General features: G+C 69.3%; 12 protein-coding genes. 5 read left to right on the top strand and 7 right to left on the bottom strand.

The features are described from left to right. Nucleotides 1-321 precede the first annotated feature (321 nt). Nucleotides 322-819 carry an outer membrane protein assembly factor BamE gene (locus MKL09_RS18235; RefSeq protein ID WP_244022413.1) on the top strand — a complete coding sequence of 166 codons (498 nt, stop codon included), beginning with the start codon at nucleotides 322-324 and terminating at the stop codon, nucleotides 817-819. A 126-nt stretch (nucleotides 820-945) separates the two neighbouring features. Here MKL09_RS18235 and MKL09_RS18240 read toward each other — a convergent pair whose 3' ends face one another. The 5 genes from MKL09_RS18240 to MKL09_RS18260 all read right to left on the bottom strand — a co-directional run bounded on the left by MKL09_RS18240 (nucleotide 946) and on the right by MKL09_RS18260 (nucleotide 5,923). Further along, complete coding sequence (locus MKL09_RS18240; RefSeq protein WP_244022415.1) at nucleotides 946-1,608, bottom strand: HAD hydrolase-like protein; 663 nt, start codon at nucleotides 1,606-1,608, stop codon at nucleotides 946-948. A 2-nt stretch (nucleotides 1,609-1,610) separates the two neighbouring features. Further along, nucleotides 1,611-3,524 (bottom strand): PAS domain S-box protein, encoded by a 1,914-nt coding sequence (locus tag MKL09_RS18245; RefSeq protein ID WP_244022417.1) that lies wholly within the window; start codon nucleotides 3,522-3,524, stop codon nucleotides 1,611-1,613. 198 nt (nucleotides 3,525-3,722) lie between these two features. Beyond that, a complete protein-coding gene (locus MKL09_RS18250; protein ID WP_244022419.1) occupies nucleotides 3,723-4,814 on the bottom strand; it encodes an alkene reductase in 1,092 nt (363 codons plus the stop codon). A gap of 136 nt (nucleotides 4,815-4,950) precedes the next feature. Beyond that, a complete protein-coding gene (locus MKL09_RS18255; RefSeq protein ID WP_244022421.1) occupies nucleotides 4,951-5,550 on the bottom strand; it encodes a DUF6036 family nucleotidyltransferase in 600 nt (199 codons plus the stop codon). Between the two features lie 4 nt (nucleotides 5,551-5,554). Beyond that, nucleotides 5,555-5,923 (bottom strand): hypothetical protein, encoded by a 369-nt coding sequence (locus MKL09_RS18260; RefSeq protein ID WP_244022423.1) that lies wholly within the window; start codon nucleotides 5,921-5,923, stop codon nucleotides 5,555-5,557. A gap of 263 nt (nucleotides 5,924-6,186) precedes the next feature. Between MKL09_RS18260 and MKL09_RS18265 the strand changes: the two genes are divergently transcribed. The 4 genes from MKL09_RS18265 to MKL09_RS18280 all read left to right on the top strand — a co-directional run bounded on the left by MKL09_RS18265 (nucleotide 6,187) and on the right by MKL09_RS18280 (nucleotide 9,722). Beyond that, nucleotides 6,187-6,441 (top strand): type II toxin-antitoxin system ParD family antitoxin, encoded by a 255-nt coding sequence (locus MKL09_RS18265; RefSeq protein ID WP_244022425.1) that lies wholly within the window; start codon nucleotides 6,187-6,189, stop codon nucleotides 6,439-6,441. A 62-nt stretch (nucleotides 6,442-6,503) separates the two neighbouring features. Further along, the gene (locus MKL09_RS18270) at nucleotides 6,504-7,634 is read left to right on the top strand and encodes an FAD-binding domain-containing protein (protein ID WP_244022427.1); all 1,131 of its coding nucleotides are present in this window, start codon (nucleotides 6,504-6,506) and stop codon (nucleotides 7,632-7,634) included. A 341-nt stretch (nucleotides 7,635-7,975) separates the two neighbouring features. Next, the gene (gene motA / locus MKL09_RS18275; protein WP_244022429.1) at nucleotides 7,976-8,839 is read left to right on the top strand and encodes a flagellar motor stator protein MotA; all 864 of its coding nucleotides are present in this window, start codon (nucleotides 7,976-7,978) and stop codon (nucleotides 8,837-8,839) included. A 22-nt stretch (nucleotides 8,840-8,861) separates the two neighbouring features. Further along, on the top strand, nucleotides 8,862-9,722 hold the full coding sequence (locus tag MKL09_RS18280) for a flagellar motor protein MotB (RefSeq protein WP_244022431.1): 861 nt from the start codon (nucleotides 8,862-8,864) through the stop codon (nucleotides 9,720-9,722). Nucleotides 9,723-10,116: 394 nt separating this feature from the next. Here MKL09_RS18280 and MKL09_RS18285 read toward each other — a convergent pair whose 3' ends face one another. Together MKL09_RS18285 and MKL09_RS18290 are read right to left on the bottom strand one after the other, a co-directional pair. Then, on the bottom strand, nucleotides 10,117-11,064 hold the full coding sequence (locus MKL09_RS18285; RefSeq protein WP_244022433.1) for a helix-turn-helix domain-containing protein: 948 nt from the start codon (nucleotides 11,062-11,064) through the stop codon (nucleotides 10,117-10,119). Nucleotides 11,065-11,533: 469 nt separating this feature from the next. Next, on the bottom strand, nucleotides 11,534-14,539 hold the full coding sequence (locus MKL09_RS18290; RefSeq protein WP_244022436.1) for a PAS domain-containing protein: 3,006 nt from the start codon (nucleotides 14,537-14,539) through the stop codon (nucleotides 11,534-11,536). Nucleotides 14,540-14,584 lie beyond the last annotated feature (45 nt).

The raw sequence follows: 14,584 nt of genomic DNA on the forward strand, positions 1-14,584 counted from the left end.
TCGGCGGGGGAGGGTGGCCCCCGAAGGGGGGCAGGAGAGGGGAGCGACGGTGAAGGATGAGGCGGTGGCCTTCACCCCGGACCGGCGTTGTCCTGAAACCGGGGTCCGCTCTCCCGACCCCTGCTGACGCAGGGGCCACCCTCCCCCGCAAAGGGGGGAGGGAGAGCGGGTGCGTTGGGCCGGCGCCTGTGGCCAAGCTTGCCTTGTCAAAGCCATATCCCCGCGGTACGGCAACCCACGCCCAAGGCGCAAGCGCCGTCGGAGACATGGACCGGCGGCGGCCTGCGTCGTTCGTCCGTCAACACGCTCTCTGGGGGCCCGATGCGGCGCCGTCTCGTCCAGTCCTTTGCGCGCCTCGCCCTGCTCGGCCTCGCGGGCTCCGGCCTCGCCGGCTGCGTCAGCGAAGAGCTGCGCCACGGCTACCAGATCGACCAGGCCGCGCTCGGCACGATCAAGCCCGGCATGAGCCCCGAGCAGGTGTTGCAGATCCTGGGCACGCCGTCGACGGTCTCCACGGTGGGCAACAAGTCCTGGTACTACATCTCCCAGAACACCAGCCGGACGATCATGTTCCTGGGCGAGCAGGTCGAGGACCAGAAGGTCACGGCGGTCTACTTCACCCCCGGCTTCAAGGTCGAGCGCGTGGCGCTCTACGGCCTTCAGGACGGCAAGGTGTTCGATTTCATCGAGCGCACCACGCCGACCAGCGGCGCCGACCGGGCCTTCCTCAGCCAGCTGTTCCGTGGCCTGACCCGCTACGAGCCGTTCGGCTCCGGCAACGGCGCCAGCGTCGTCCCGGGCGCCAACCGCGGCCTCTGAACAAAAGCCAGGGGTTTCCAAAGGGCTCGGCCCTTTGGCGGGGTTCGGGGGCGGCGCCCCCGAAGCTTGCAGGGCTCTGCCCTGCACCCGCAAAAGGTCTCGGACCTTTTGAAACCCTGACTCGCGTCAGACCAATTCGGGCCGCCGCAATAGGCTCGTGATCTCCTCCGGCTCGGAGAACAGGTATTCCGGGCCGAGCGCCGCGAAAGCCCGCGCATCGGTGTACCCCCAGGCCACCGCCCCGAACGGGCAGCCGAGCGCCCGCGCCGCCTCGAGATCCCGAACCTCGTCGCCGACGCACAGGGTCCGCTCCGGGGCGACGCCCCGGCGGGCCAGCAGCGTCCGCAACCGCCGCCCCTTGCCGAACAGCGAGGCGCCACAGGCATAGGCCGCAATGCGCGCCGCGTTCTCCGGGCCGAGCACCCGGCGGACGGTGTCCTCGCGGTTCGACGACAGGATCGCCAGCGGCACGCCCGCCGCCGCGAGATCGGCCAGCATCGCCGGCACGCCGGGAAACAGCGCGATCCGGTCCGCGTCGCGCGCCGCGAGCGCGTGCATGTGGCGGGCGATGAACGGCAGCTTCCAGCGCGGGATGCCGAAATGGGCCACGATCGCCCGCGCGCCCTGCAGCCGCAGGGCCTCGACCTCGTGCGCCTCGACCCGGCGGAAGCGGTAGCGGTCAGCGACGCCGTTCAGGACCGAGCAGAACCAGTCGAAGCTGTCGGCGAGGGTGCCGTCGAAATCGAGCACGACGAGGTGCGGCGCGAATCCCCCCGGGCTGTGCGTCATCTTCAGTGGCGGAGATTCTCGAGGGGCACGCTGAGCCGCATCAGCAGGCCGCCCGGCGCCCAATCGTGCTCCAGCACGCCGTCGAGCTGGCCGGCGACGCTGCGCTCGGCCAGCACGGTGCCGAACCCCTTCCGGGAGGGCTTTTCCGTCACCGGGGGGCCGCCGGCCTCGGCCCAGGTGAGGGTGTAGCGCTCGCCGTCGCGCAGGCCGCTCAGGGTGACGCCGCCCTCCTTGGTGGAGAGCCCGCCATACTTCATCGCGTTGGTCGCTTGCTCGTGCATGATCAGCGCCAGCGCCGTGGCGGTGCGCTCGCCGATCGCGGCATCGTCCCCGGAAATCGCGACGCGCGCCCGGCCACCCTCCTCGTAGGCGGCCATGATCAGGCGCATCAGCCCGAGCACCGTCTGGCCCTCGACCTCGGGGGCGCTGTCGGGGGAATGCGGGCGGACGTATTCGTGGGCCCGGGCCAGGGCGCCGAGCCGCTCCCGGAAGGCGGCGGCGAAGGGCTTGGCCGCCGGGTCGCTCCGGGCGGTAAGGGCCGCCAGCCCGCCGACCACGGCAAAGATGTTCTTGATCCGGTGGGACAGCTCGCGGATCAGCAGGTCGCGGGCTTCCTCGGCGCGCTTGGCCTCGCGCAGGTCCCGGGTGACGGTGGCATAGCCGATCTCGGCGCCGGTCGGGTCGCGCACCGGGAAGATGTTGAACAGGACCGCGACCGGCTCGCCCGTGCCGAAATGCCGGAAGGCGAGCTCGCCCTCCCAGAAGCCGGAGCGCCGCACGGCCGGCATCACGGTCTGGGAAAGCACCCGGCGGCTATCCGCGCAGAAGAAATCCTCCATCCGGTGCTGCCGGGCGGTGGCGAGATCGGGCAGCCCGACCAGCGCCAGGGCGGCCTCGTTGAGATGGGTGATCGCCCCGTCCAGGGTGGTCAGGCCGATGAAGTCCTTGGAGGTCTCCACGATGGCGGCGAGCTTGCGCGCCTCGGCCTCGGCCCGCTTCAGGTCGTCGATATCGGTGCAGGTGCCGAACCAGCGCTCGATCCGCCCGTCCGCGTCGCGGATCGGCATGGCCCGGCCGAGCGTCCACCGGTAGGTGCCGTCGCGGTGGCGCAGGCGGTACTCGATCTCGTAGGGCTCGCCGGTGGCGAGCGAGTGGCGCCAGCGCGTCCAGGCCCGCTCCTGGTCGTCCGGGTGGAACACGCCGTTCCAGCCCTCGCCGTCGGTGGAGCCGTAGGGCATGCCGGTGAATTCGTACCAGCGGTCGTTGTAATAGTCGTGGAACCCGTCCGGCAGGGTGGTCCAGACCATCTGGGGCATCGCCGCGGTCATGACCCGGAAGCGGCGCTCGCTGGCGGCGAGCTCGGCCTCCCGGGCGGCGACCCGGGCATGGGTCCGCCGGTATTCCAGCAGGGTCGAGATCTGGCGCGCCAGGGCGGTGAGCGTCGCGGTCTGGTCGGCATCGAGGCCGTCGGGCCGCACCGTCCGGTCGAGGACGCACAGGGCGCCGAGGGGGATGCCCTGCGAGCCCCGGATCACCGCCCCTGCGTAGAACCGGAAACCCGGCCCCCCGGTCACCAGCGGGTTGTCGACGGTCCTCGGGTCGGCGGCGAGATCGGGGATGACGAGGCACGCGCCAGCCTCGATCGTGTAAGCGCAGACCGAGCAGTTGATCGGCAGCTCACGCTGGCCCAGTCCGAATTCCGACTTGAACCATTGCCGCTCGGCATCGACCAGGCTGACCAGGGCGACCGGCGTGCGGCAGACATGGGCGGCGATGCGGACGAGATCGTCGTAGAGCGGCTCCGGCTCGCTATCGAGTATCGCGAGGTCGTGCAGTTCCGCGAGCCGGTCCGCTCTGCTCCAGCGCCGGTCGGTCGGTTCGAGATCCGCGCGTGTATTTGAGGGCGGCACATCCATGGTCTCGCGCTCAAATAGGCGCGGGACGGCCGGCTGCCTAGGCGTGACCACAGATTATGGTTTTCACGACCGCGGCAACGGGCCACCTCTACCGTCATCGCGAGAGGCGCAGCCGAACGCCCCCTGGGAAAACGCCCCCCTGCGATCTCCACGGTGCCGGGGTCCGTCGCGCAGGCCCCGGCACCGCATCGACGCCGATCAGGCGGCGCGAGCTTCGCTTAAGGTCGGATAGTCGGTGTAGCCTTTCGGTCCCTGGCTGTACCAGGTGGCGGCCTCGTCCTTGGCGAGCGGGGCGCCCTTGGCGATGCGCTCGACCAGATCCGGATTGGCGATGTAGGTCCGGCCGAACGCGATCGCGTCGGCCTGCCCGGCATCCAGCACCTTCTGGCCGCTCACGCCGTCGTAATCGGCGTTGAGGATCAGCGGGTTGCGGAACACCTTGCGCATCGCCGGGGCAATCGGCGGATGGTCGGCCTTGCCGAAGGTGCCGTCCGGGCCGGGCTCGCGCATCTCCAGGAAGGCGATGCCGCTGTCGGCCAGCGCCTGGGCGGCGGCCACGAACAGCGGCTCCGGATCCGAATCGTTGCAGCCCTGAATCTCACCGTTCGGCGACAGGCGCACGCCGGTCCGCTCGGGCCCGGCGACGCCTGCGACCGCATCGGTCACCTCGCGCAGCAGCCGCACGCGGTTGGCGATCGAGCCGCCATACTGGTCGGTGCGGTGGTTGGTGCCGTCGCGCAGGAACTCGTCGATCAAGTAGCCGTTCGCGGCGTGGATCTGCACCCCGTCGAACCCCGCCGCCAGGGCGTTGGCGGTGGCGCGCTCGTAATCGGCGAGCAGCCGCGGGATCTCGGCGACCTCCAGCGGGCGCGGCTCGGCATAGGGCTTCTTGCCGGAATAGGTGTGCGCCTGGTCCGGGGCGACGATGGCCGAGGCCGCGACCGGCTTGTCGCCACCCAGGAAGTCCGGATGGACCAGCCGGCCCATATGCCAGATCTGGCAGACGATCTTGCCGCCGCGGTCGTGCACGGCCTTCACGATCGGCCGCCAGGCATCGACCTGGGCGTCGGACCAGATCCCCGGTGCGAACGGCCAGCCCAGCCCCTCCTGGGAGATGCCGGTGGCCTCGGTGAGGATCAGCCCGGCGCCGGCGCGCTGGGCGTAATACTCGGCCATGAGCGGGGTCGGCACGTGCTCGCGCGTGGCGCGGCCGCGCGTGAGCGGCGCCATGAAGATCCGGTTCTTCGCCTCGATGGCGCCGATTCGGATCGGGTCTAGCAGGGACGGCATGGAAACCTCGTGCTGGTGCGGCGGGGCCGCGTCCGGTGGTCAGGCGCCGAGGTGGCGTCGCGGCGCGGTGATGCCAAGGTGCAGCGCAACATGGGGGATCGGTCCGTGCGCGAGCGCACGTCTCATAGCGATGAAATCAGCCCGGGGTTTTTGGGATTCGGGGGTGGGGTGATTCCTCATGTGTCAGACTCACGCCGCACTCGGCCGCGAGCCAAGCGAGCCGCCGCGTCATCTCGTCTATCGCAGGAGCACGATCAGGCATGCGGACAAGTCGCGCCGCCATCGTGTGGAGCGAAAAGAGTTTCGCTCGGACTCCCGATTTCAGCCACGCCTTGTCCTTATCTCGCCAAGCAACGGCCTTGGACAGGGCAAGGTCGTCGGGATCAGGGACGACCGCTGTGACCCCGGGGCAGCCCGTACTCTCGTAGATGATTGTGCGTGCTTCCCAATCGGTCGGCATCACGGCAGTCCCGGGCGAGACCCCATCGCAATAGTAGCCGAATTGCCGGTGGAAGCTGGAGCCCTGGCCGATACTGGCCTCGATGGCATCCGAGAGATCCTCGGAGTTCCGGACGCCGGGCACGTACAGGTCAGCTTCCGGAGTCAGCAACATGTCTCCGGGGATGTTCCGGCAGCGTACGAGGACGACCGCGGAACCAACGAGCACGAATCGTCGGTGGCCTGTCACCCCCTCGGCGGCGCGAAGACAATGATCGAGCCTGTCGCGGCGCATCATGGCGTCAGCTTCGCTCTCCGCTTCTTTCCTGGGCGCGGGGCCCCTGCGTCCGTGTCTCTTCGGGTGGGAGCACCACGAAGACGGGCTGGGTGTCGCGCAGGAGATCCCCTTGGGCCGTGTCCTCCAGCATGCAACGGACGATCTGCCGGACATCTTGGTGGAGGAGATCGGTCCATAGGACATAGTACCGGGATTGCCGCAGGTCGGTTCGGACGTGCCGTTCCAGGTAATCCCGCGCATTCGCCAGCAGACCGGGCTCGTCGACGAGCCGCACGGCGACACGGCGGGTCCGCTCGTAGGACCGACGCTTGCTTAGGTCGTGGAAATCGACCTTCATCGGCAGCGCGCCGACGAAGCGCTCTCCATCGGTCATGAGACTCACCTCGAAGCTTGTCCTTACCCATCACGGCGAAGACCTGCCTTAGAAAATCACGCTGCTTGTCGAGGTCAAGCCAGGTCCGGACTCGCGAGGAACATCTGCGATAAGCTGGCTTCCGAGTTGCTCCCGGCAGCCCCGGTCGCTGAGTGAGCCGCTGAACTTCAGCGCCCGGACCCGATTTCGCGCGCCCGAAGGCGGCGGCGAATCCTTGCAAACCTCGGCGTGGCTTCAACAACGATCATTCATGGAGGACGGCCATGCCCCCCCTGATCGTAAGTCTGACGCCGGAGATGGTGGCGTTCGTGAACGGGCTGACCCGCTCCGGCGGCTCTGCGTCGGTGAGCGCGGTCGCGCGCGACGGCCTGCGTCGGCTGGAGTCGGAAAAGGCTTCCGCGGAAGAGAAGCACGCGATCCTGAAACGCGCGATCGAAGGCGGGCTGGCCGACGCGCAGGCCGGCCGGTTCAGCGACAGGAGCGCGCGCGAGATCGCCCGGGATATCCTCCGGACATAGTCGCCGCGGGGCAGGGAATGGGTCGCAGCCGCGCCCGCGAGTGCCTGCGCTAGCTCAGCGGCATGGATCGCATCTTCCCCATGACCCGGGATGCCGGGCTCGACCGTCTCTCCGCCTTCCTGGCGGAGGCGGGCGCCGATTACGCTGCCGCCCGCAACACCGACCGCGGCATGCAGGCGCGGCCGACCACCTCGGCGCTGTCGCCCTATCTGCGCCGGCGCCTGATCACCGAGGCCGAGGTGGTGGCGGCCGCCGACAGCGCCTTCGGCGACGGCGGTGCCGAGAAATTCGTGTCCGAGGTGTTCTGGCGGACCTACTTCAAGGGCCATCTGGAGACTCACCCGGCCGCCTGGACGGACTTTCTGGCGCTGGCTGCGGCGGATCGGGAGCGGCTCGCCGGCGAGCCTGGGCTGCGCCGGACCTACGAGCGCGCAGTCGAGGGCCGGACCGGCCTCGACGGCTTCGACGATTGGGTGCGCGAGCTGGTCGAGACCGGCTGGCTGCACAACCATGCCCGGATGTGGTTCGCCTCGATCTGGATCTTTACCCTGCGCCTGCCCTGGGCGCTCGGCGCCGCCTTCTTCCTGCGCCACCTCGTCGATGGCGACCCGGCGAGCAACACCCTGTCCTGGCGCTGGGTGGCGGGCCTACATACACGGGGCAAGCCCTACGTCGCCCGCGCCGAGAACATCCGGCGCTACACCGAGGGCCGGTTCGATCCCGCCGGGCTCGACGAATATCCGGATTCCCTCGACGAATCGAACCCGCCGCGCGAGGTCGCGCTGCCGCGGGCCGATGCGGCGCCAGCCGGCGACGTCGCCCTGTTGTTGCATCTCGACGACCTGCACCCGGAGAGCCTGCCCTTGGGCGACGCCCGGGTGGTCCGGGTCGGCGGCCTGGTCGCCCACGCCCCCGGTGCGTCCGATACGGTCCGGGCCGCAGATTCCACCGCGATGGCCGATGCCCTGGCGCGGGCGGAGGCGCATTTCGGCTGCCCGGCAGGACCGGTCACCCCGGATTGGTCCGCTGCCCATCCGATCGTCACGGGCTGGGCCCCGGTCGGCCCATCCGCGGATACCCTCCCGGCCGAATGCCTGCGCGTCCGGCGGACCTGGGACGAGGTCGCCTGGCCGCTGGCGACCCGCGGCTATGCCCGGGTGAAGAAGGCCATCCCGCAGCTGCTGCCGCATTGATCGTCGGGGCGGTGCCGAACGTCGCGGCCGGGATGGACAGGCCGCCGGCCGGACTGGCGCGACAGCCCCGCCAAGTGTCGAGGATCATGGGCCGGCTTCGGGGATGGGGCGGCGGGCCCGGCGGCTAGGACCAACGACCCGTGAAAGCCGGCGTCATTGCGTTTGCGACGCGCCCGCGCCCGTCACGTCAGGTCAAACCCGCTCCACCAGACGCCGCGACCAAACATTTGCCAATCCTCCGGCCCCGGCTCGAAACCCGCCGTTAACCTTAATCAGTGATTTGCCAGATCATGAGTGGCTTCGCGCGAACTGTACCTGTCGCCGCGCAAGGATAGTGAATTATGCGGCTGATCGTCGGCACCTTGATCGTCTTCGCCTGCGTCTTCGGCAGCTACGCGATGATGGGTGGCCACCTGCTCGTCCTTTGGCAGCCGTTCGAGTTCGTCATCATCCTCGGCGCAGCGATCGGTGCCTTCGTCATCGGCAATACCGGGCCGGTGCTCAAAGCCGTGCCCGCCATGCTGGGCACGCTCGTGAAGGGCCCGAAATACACGCAGAACTCCTATGTCGAGCTGCTGGGGATGCAGTACTCATTGTTCAAGCTTGCAAAGTCGAAGGGTTCGATGGCGCTCGAGCCGCACATCGAAGATCCGGGCGAGTCGACGCTGTTCAACGCCTTCCCGACCTTTGCGGCGAACCACCACGCGGTCGAGTTCGTCTGCGACTACATGCGGATGGTGACGCTGGGCGCCAACAACGTCTACGAGATCGACGCGCTCATGGACGAGGAACTGCAGACGCACCACCAGGAGCAGGAGCGCGTCGTCTCGGCCATGCAGTCGCTCGCCGACGGAACACCGGCGCTCGGCATCGTCGCCGCCGTGCTCGGCGTGATCAAGACGATGGGGGCGATCAAGGAGCCGCCGGAGGTGCTGGGCCATCTGATCGGCGGCGCGCTGGTCGGCACCTTCTTCGGCGTCTTCATCGCCTATGGCTTCTTCGGGCCCATGGCGCAGTCACTCAAGAGCCTCTTCGAGGCCGAGTCCAAATACTTCCTGTCCCTCAAGGCCGGTCTGCTCGCCCATATCGGCGGCCAGCCCCCGGTGATGGCGGTCGAATTTGCCCGCAAGTCTCTGATGAGCGACGTCCGCCCGACCTTCAACGAGGTGGAAGCGGCGACCGCCGCCCTGCCCGCCCAGAACTGACCCGGTATCCGGCAGGGACGCGATGACCACGATCATCATCAAGAAGGTCAAGAAGGCCGCGCATGCGCACCACGGCGGGGCCTGGAAGATCGCCTATGCGGACTTCGTGACCGCCATGATGGCGTTCTTCCTGCTGATGTGGCTGATCAGCATGACGACGCAGGAGCAGAAGAACGGTCTGGCGGAATACTTCGCGCCTTCGGCTTCGAGCCCTGCAACCAGTGGCGCTGGCGGCATGCTGTACGGCACCGCCCTGGACACGTCCGGCAACAAGGCGTCCACGCCCCGCGACGCAGGGAGGGGCTCAGCCGAGCCGGAGGACAAAGCGCGCGCGACCAGTCCGGGCCGCGCCAGCGATCGCGATGCCAGCCGCCCCGCCGCCAGCGTGCAGGCCGACTTCAGCGCCATCGCCAGCCTCCGGCAGGCGCTCCAGACGCTGCCCGACATCGCCGAGCTGTCGCACAACATCGTGATCGAGCCGACCAAGGAGGGCGTGAACGTGTCCCTCGTGGACGAGGACGGCCGCTCCATGTTCCGCGAGGGCTCCATCGACCCCTACGACCGCACCCGTCGCGTGCTGCAGGCGCTCGCGCCCGCCCTGCGCCAGTTGCCCAACCGCCTGTCGATAACCGGCCACACGGCCGCCGCGCGCCCGGGCTCGGCGCGGGCCGTCGAACCCTGGAACCTCACCGCCGGGCGTGCGCTCGCCGTGCGCGAGATCCTGTCGGGGGCCGGGGTTCCCAACGACAACTTCACGTCCGTGGTGGGACGCGCCGACACCGAGCCGGTTTTCCCCGACAATCCCTACCTCGCGCCGAACCGACGGGTGACGATCACGCTGCTCCACGCGAACCCGCCGGCGCCCCCGAACCTGTTCCGCTGACGACACGGCGCCTTGCCGCTTGAGAGCCTCTCACGAACGCCCTCTGCGCTGCGTCGTGGGGCCTGCTTAGGGGCGGCCAGAGGCCGGCCGCTTTTCCGGCGCGCCTTCTCCGAAGCCGACGCGCCGCTTTCGACCCAACCCAGCCGCCTGGAATTCCGTTTGCGTTTCTCCAAAGCAGTCGTTCGACGCACGTCCAGCAACTTCGGCTCGGGGTGGGTAGCGGTAGTTGGCCGTTTGCCCGGAAGCGGGCCTTCGGCTTTGCGCCCATCGCGGTCGTTCAGGAAGCCTTCGTCCATTCCCGCGACGTGTTGCCGCTCCTCCCCGGCGACGCGGCGTCCTGGCCCGGCCGGTGACGCGGTTGGTGGCCGCGCCAGTTCCGGTAAAGCGTCCGCCCTCAGGTGTTCGAGGCTCTGAAATCGCGCGGCGCGATTCCGAAGCGCCGACGGAAGGCGGTGCTGAAGCCCGACGCGTTGGTGAAGCCGCACCGGAGCATGATGGTCGCGATGCTGTCGCTGGCATGTGCAGGCGCCGATAACTGGCGATGCGCCCGGTCGAGGCGCGCGTCGCGGATCGCCGCCGCCACGCCCTCGCCGTCGGCGAAGGCGGCGTAGAGACGGCTGCGGGAGACGCACAACGCTCGGTACAGGGCGTCGGGACCGAACCCTGGATCGTGTAGGCTGCGTTCGATGTGCACGGCGGCCAGTGACCGCAGCGCGTCCGCTGTGACGTAGCCCATGGGAGCGCCCACCAAACCCCGGAACAGGTGGAGGGTGCCCTCGACCGCGATGCCGGCCTCGGCCTCCGTCATGCCCGGCACCAAGGCCGCGTAGGACCGGAGGTAGGTCGCGAACAGCGCATTGAGGGCGCCGTGGCCGATCAGGCGCCCGGCGTAGGCTTCCGGCTCGCCGACATGGGCCCTGAAGGCCGCGCGCGTCGCGCTAAGCCGGATCTCCTCGTAATCCTCGTAGGCCCCGATCAGGAACGGGCGTCCGGAGTCGGTGACGCTGATGTCGCCGGGAGCCATCCGCCCGCCCCGGGTCCCTTGTTCGAAGTACTGGGTCCCGCGCAGGACCAGGGCGATTGTGATGGTGTCGCGCCCGTCTTGGCGGACATGGCGCGCCGTGCGCTCGACATCGACCCGCGGGCCCTCGGTATGCAGCAAGGTGCTGTGGGCCGTGACGGCGACGAGGCGACTGGCTGCGAACGACCGCCGTTCCTCGGGCCCGGCGCTGGAGACGCCAGACATGGCCAGCGCCGTGTCGCGCCAGAACTCGAACGCGCGCTTCGACTCGACCTCGGCCGTGCTCTGCCTCAGCGTTTTGACGCGGGGGCGCTCGGTCAATCTATACTCCCTGGTTCAGACGCTTGGAGATCGAGACTCGCTCCGTCTGCAAGGTATGTCTGTTTCTAGATTAGCAAGACTTCGAATTTAGCATTTTTCGTATGCGTATGCACCGCATGCTGGGTCAGGGTCGGAAGCTAAAGCAGGTCGATGGTTGAATAAGCACCTGTAAAGGGAGGTGTCAGAGGCAGCGCCAGCTTTGATGGGCCGACTGTTTCAACGCAGGCAACCCCCTTCGGCCAGGATAGGTCACATAGCTGGGCCAGATTGACCGCAAGCGGACCTTCTGAACTTCATAGAAGGGTCGGAAGCAGCCGCTCAGACGGCCAAGCGGATCGAGTTGAGACCCTGGGTCTTTCGTGGAGCATCATCTTGCTCCGAAAACAAGAATCGTCTTTCGGGATGATGCGCCAGGGTTAGGTCAGGCCGAGACGTTCCCGACCGCGGCGACGGACGGTGACAAACGAGGTCAGGCCGCCGCCTCGTCGCGGTGGTCCTGCATGGCGGTGAGCGGCGCCTCCAGGTGGCAGACGAGGCCGGTCGGCGCGTAGGTGAGCCGGACTTGCCCGCCCACCTCGGCAGCGAAGCTGCGCTCGATCAGGCGCGAGCCGAAGCCCCGGCGTGTCGGCTGCGTGAGGATCGGCGGCCCGCCATGCTCCGACCAGGTCAGGCAGAAGCGCGACGCGCCGCCCTCGTGGACCACGTGCCAGCGCAGGTCCACGACGCCGACGTCGTTGGCGAGGGCGCCGTACTTGGTCGCGTTGGTGGCGAGTTCGTGCAGGGCGAGCGCCAGCGACAGCGCGGGCTTGGCCGCCAGGGGGACGTTCGGGCCGCTCGCGCGGATGCGATGCGGGGACACCCCGCGGTGCACCGCCAGCGCGCCGTCCACCACCTCCTGGATGGGGGCCTCGGTCCAGCTCGACGCGGTGAGGATGTCGTGGGCCCGTCCCAGGGAGATCAGGCGGGACGAGAACGCCTCGCGCATCGCATCGACGTCGGTGGCGCCGCGCAGGGTCTGGCTGGCGATGGCCTGGACGAGGGCCAGCGTGTTCTTGACCCGGTGCTGAAGCTCGCCCGTGAGCAGGCGCTGATGCTCCTCGGCCCGCTTGCGCTCCGTGATGTCGAGCATGGCGCCGATCATGCGGATGGCCCGCCCGGCCCCGTCGCGGATGACGTAGCCGCGGTCGAGGATGCTGGCGTAGGAGCCGTCCGCCCGCTGGAAGCGGTATTCGTCGCTCCAGACGAGGCCGGCGCCATCGATGACCGCATGGATCGAGTCGGCGATGCGCGCCCGGTCGTCGGGGTGGATGTGGCCGATCCACCAGTCGCCGGTGGGCTCCGCGGCGTCGAGCGCGTGGCCGTGGGCGGTCTGGAGGGCCTCGTTCCACAGGATGTGGTTCGTGATGAGGTTCCAGTCCCAGATCGCATCGTTGGTCGCCCGCGAGGCCAGCCGGTAGCGCTCCTCGGTCTCGCGCAGGACCTGCTCCGCCCGCCGGCTCTCGGTGACGTCGCGCGCCGTGCCGATCAGGCGCACCGGCCGGCCGGCCTCGAACAGCGTCTGGCCCTTGGCCGAGACCCAGCGCTCGACCCCGTCCTCCGGGGACACGGTGCGGTACGTAATGTCGTAGGCACCGCCGCCGGCCGGATCGAGCGCGGCCTGGACCGCCGCCTCCGCCCGGGCGCGGTCGTCCGGGTGCAGCCGGGCCAGGTAGACCGCGAGGTTCACCGGCGCGTCCGGTCCCAGGCCGAAGAAAGCGCGGGTGCGCAGGTCCCATTCCAGCACGTCCGCAACGAGGTCGTAGTCGAAGATGCCGGTCCCGGTCGCCTCGACGGCGAGGTGCAGCTGCTCGCGCGCCCGGTGCAGGTCCTCCTCGATCCGCTTGCGGTCGTGGATGTCGGTGTTGCTGCCGAGCCAGCCCGTGACGGCACCGCCGGCATCGCGCATCGGCTCCGCCCGGATCAGGTACCACCGGTACGCGCCGTCGTAGCGGCGCAGGCGCGCCTCGGTGTCGTAGACGCTGTCCCGGGCGCGGGCCTCGTCCCAGGCGCGCGTCAGGCCATCCCGGTCGTCCGGGTGGATGACCTCGCCCCAGCCGGTCGGCAGCGCCTGCTCGGGCGTCTGTCCGGTGTAGGCGTACCAGCGGTCGTTGAGGTAGCTGACCCCGCCGTCGGGATTGCCGAACCAGACGATGGCCGGCGCGAGCTCGGTCAGGGCCTTGAAGCGGCCCTCGGCGACCTTGCGCTCGTGGATGTCGAGCGACGTCCCGATCCAGCTCTGGAGGGTCCCGTCCGCGTTATGGACCGGCTTCGCCCGGGACAGGAACCAGCGGTATGCGCCGTCCGCCCGCCGAAGCGGGAACTCGACCTCGTAGGATCGTCCGGAGGTCGCCGCGGCCAGCCACGCCCGCCGGGTGGGCTCCCGGTAGTCGGGATGGATCACGGCCATCCAGCTCGCCTCTCCGGTGATTCCGGGCGGCAGGCCGGTGTAGTCGTACCAGTAGGCATTGCAGTAGGTGACGTTGCCCTCGGCATCGCCGAACCACACGACCTGCGGGCTGACCTCCACCAGCGAGCGGTAGCGCATCTCGCTCGCCTGCAGGGCCGCCTCGGTCGCGCGCTGCGCGGTGCGATCGCGCAGGATCTTGAGGAAGCCGATGACGTCGCCGCCATCCGACTTCAGGGGCATCAGCTCGCCCGAGGCCCAGAAGCGGCTGCCGTCCTTGCGCAGGTGCCAGCGCTCGTCGGGGGCGCTGCCGTTCTCCAGCGCCAGCGCCATCTCGGTTTCCAGCCGGGCGCCGATCCGGTCCTCCGGCGTGAAGAACACCGCCGCCGGGTGGCCCAGCATCTCGGCCTCGCTCCAGCCGAGCACGTTCTCGGCGCCCGCATTCCAGCGAGTGACGTTGCCGCGGGCGTCGGTCGCGATGATCGCGTAATCCGTCGCGCTGTCGAGGATACGCTCGTGGAGCAGGCGCTGCTCGGCCTGCTCCCGCAGGGACCGGCGCAGCTCCATCTGCGCCATGGTCTGCCGGGCCAGGCGCATCAGCCCCTTGCGCTGCCGCTCGGTCAGTTCGTGAGGCTTGGTGTCGAGGACGCAGACCGTGCCGACGGGATGGCCCTCGGCGGTCTTCAGCAGCGCACCGGCGTAGAAGCGCAGGCCGGGATCGGCGACGACGAGGGGATTTCCGACGAAGCGCGAATCGCGCGACGCGTCCTCCACGCAGAGGAACTCCTCCTGCAGCAGCGCCTGGCGGCAGAACGAGGATTCGAGCGGGGTCTCGCGTACGCCCAGGCCGATTTCGGCCTTGAAGAACTGCCGTCCGTCCCCGATCAGGTTGACCACGCCGATCGGGGCGTCGCACAGCTCGGCGGCGGCCTGCGCGATCTCGTCGAAGTCGCTCTCGCGCGGGGTGTCGAGCAGGCGGTAGCTCTCCAGCGCCCGGAGGCGCGCCGTCTCGCTCGTTGGGGTCGAACTCATCCTGAAGTCCCGCTCGGGGCTGGCAGATCGTTCCATCGCACACGG

Origin of the sequence: Methylobacterium sp. J-048 (assembly GCF_022829515.1) — a bacterium.
Classification (GTDB): domain Bacteria; phylum Pseudomonadota; class Alphaproteobacteria; order Rhizobiales; family Beijerinckiaceae; genus Methylobacterium.

Bases quoted from the DNA above. Each gene is read 5' to 3' on its own strand.
- MKL09_RS18240 (WP_244022415.1), bottom strand. From the start codon at position 1,608: ATGACGCACAGCCCGGGGGGATTCGCGCCGCACCTCGTCGTGCTCGAT.
- MKL09_RS18255 (WP_244022421.1), bottom strand. From the start codon at position 5,550: ATGATGCGCCGCGACAGGCTCGATCATTGTCTTCGCGCCGCCGAGGGG.
- MKL09_RS18250 (WP_244022419.1), bottom strand. From the start codon at position 4,814: ATGCCGTCCCTGCTAGACCCGATCCGAATCGGCGCCATCGAGGCGAAG.
- MKL09_RS18245 (WP_244022417.1), bottom strand. From the start codon at position 3,524: ATGGATGTGCCGCCCTCAAATACACGCGCGGATCTCGAACCGACCGAC.
- MKL09_RS18290 (WP_244022436.1), bottom strand. From the start codon at position 14,539: ATGAGTTCGACCCCAACGAGCGAGACGGCGCGCCTCCGGGCGCTGGAG.
- MKL09_RS18280 (WP_244022431.1), top strand. From the start codon at position 8,862: ATGACCACGATCATCATCAAGAAGGTCAAGAAGGCCGCGCATGCGCAC.
- motA (WP_244022429.1), top strand. From the start codon at position 7,976: ATGCGGCTGATCGTCGGCACCTTGATCGTCTTCGCCTGCGTCTTCGGC.
- MKL09_RS18270 (WP_244022427.1), top strand. From the start codon at position 6,504: ATGGATCGCATCTTCCCCATGACCCGGGATGCCGGGCTCGACCGTCTC.
- MKL09_RS18265 (WP_244022425.1), top strand. From the start codon at position 6,187: ATGCCCCCCCTGATCGTAAGTCTGACGCCGGAGATGGTGGCGTTCGTG.
- MKL09_RS18260 (WP_244022423.1), bottom strand. From the start codon at position 5,923: ATGACCGATGGAGAGCGCTTCGTCGGCGCGCTGCCGATGAAGGTCGAT.
- MKL09_RS18235 (WP_244022413.1), top strand. From the start codon at position 322: ATGCGGCGCCGTCTCGTCCAGTCCTTTGCGCGCCTCGCCCTGCTCGGC.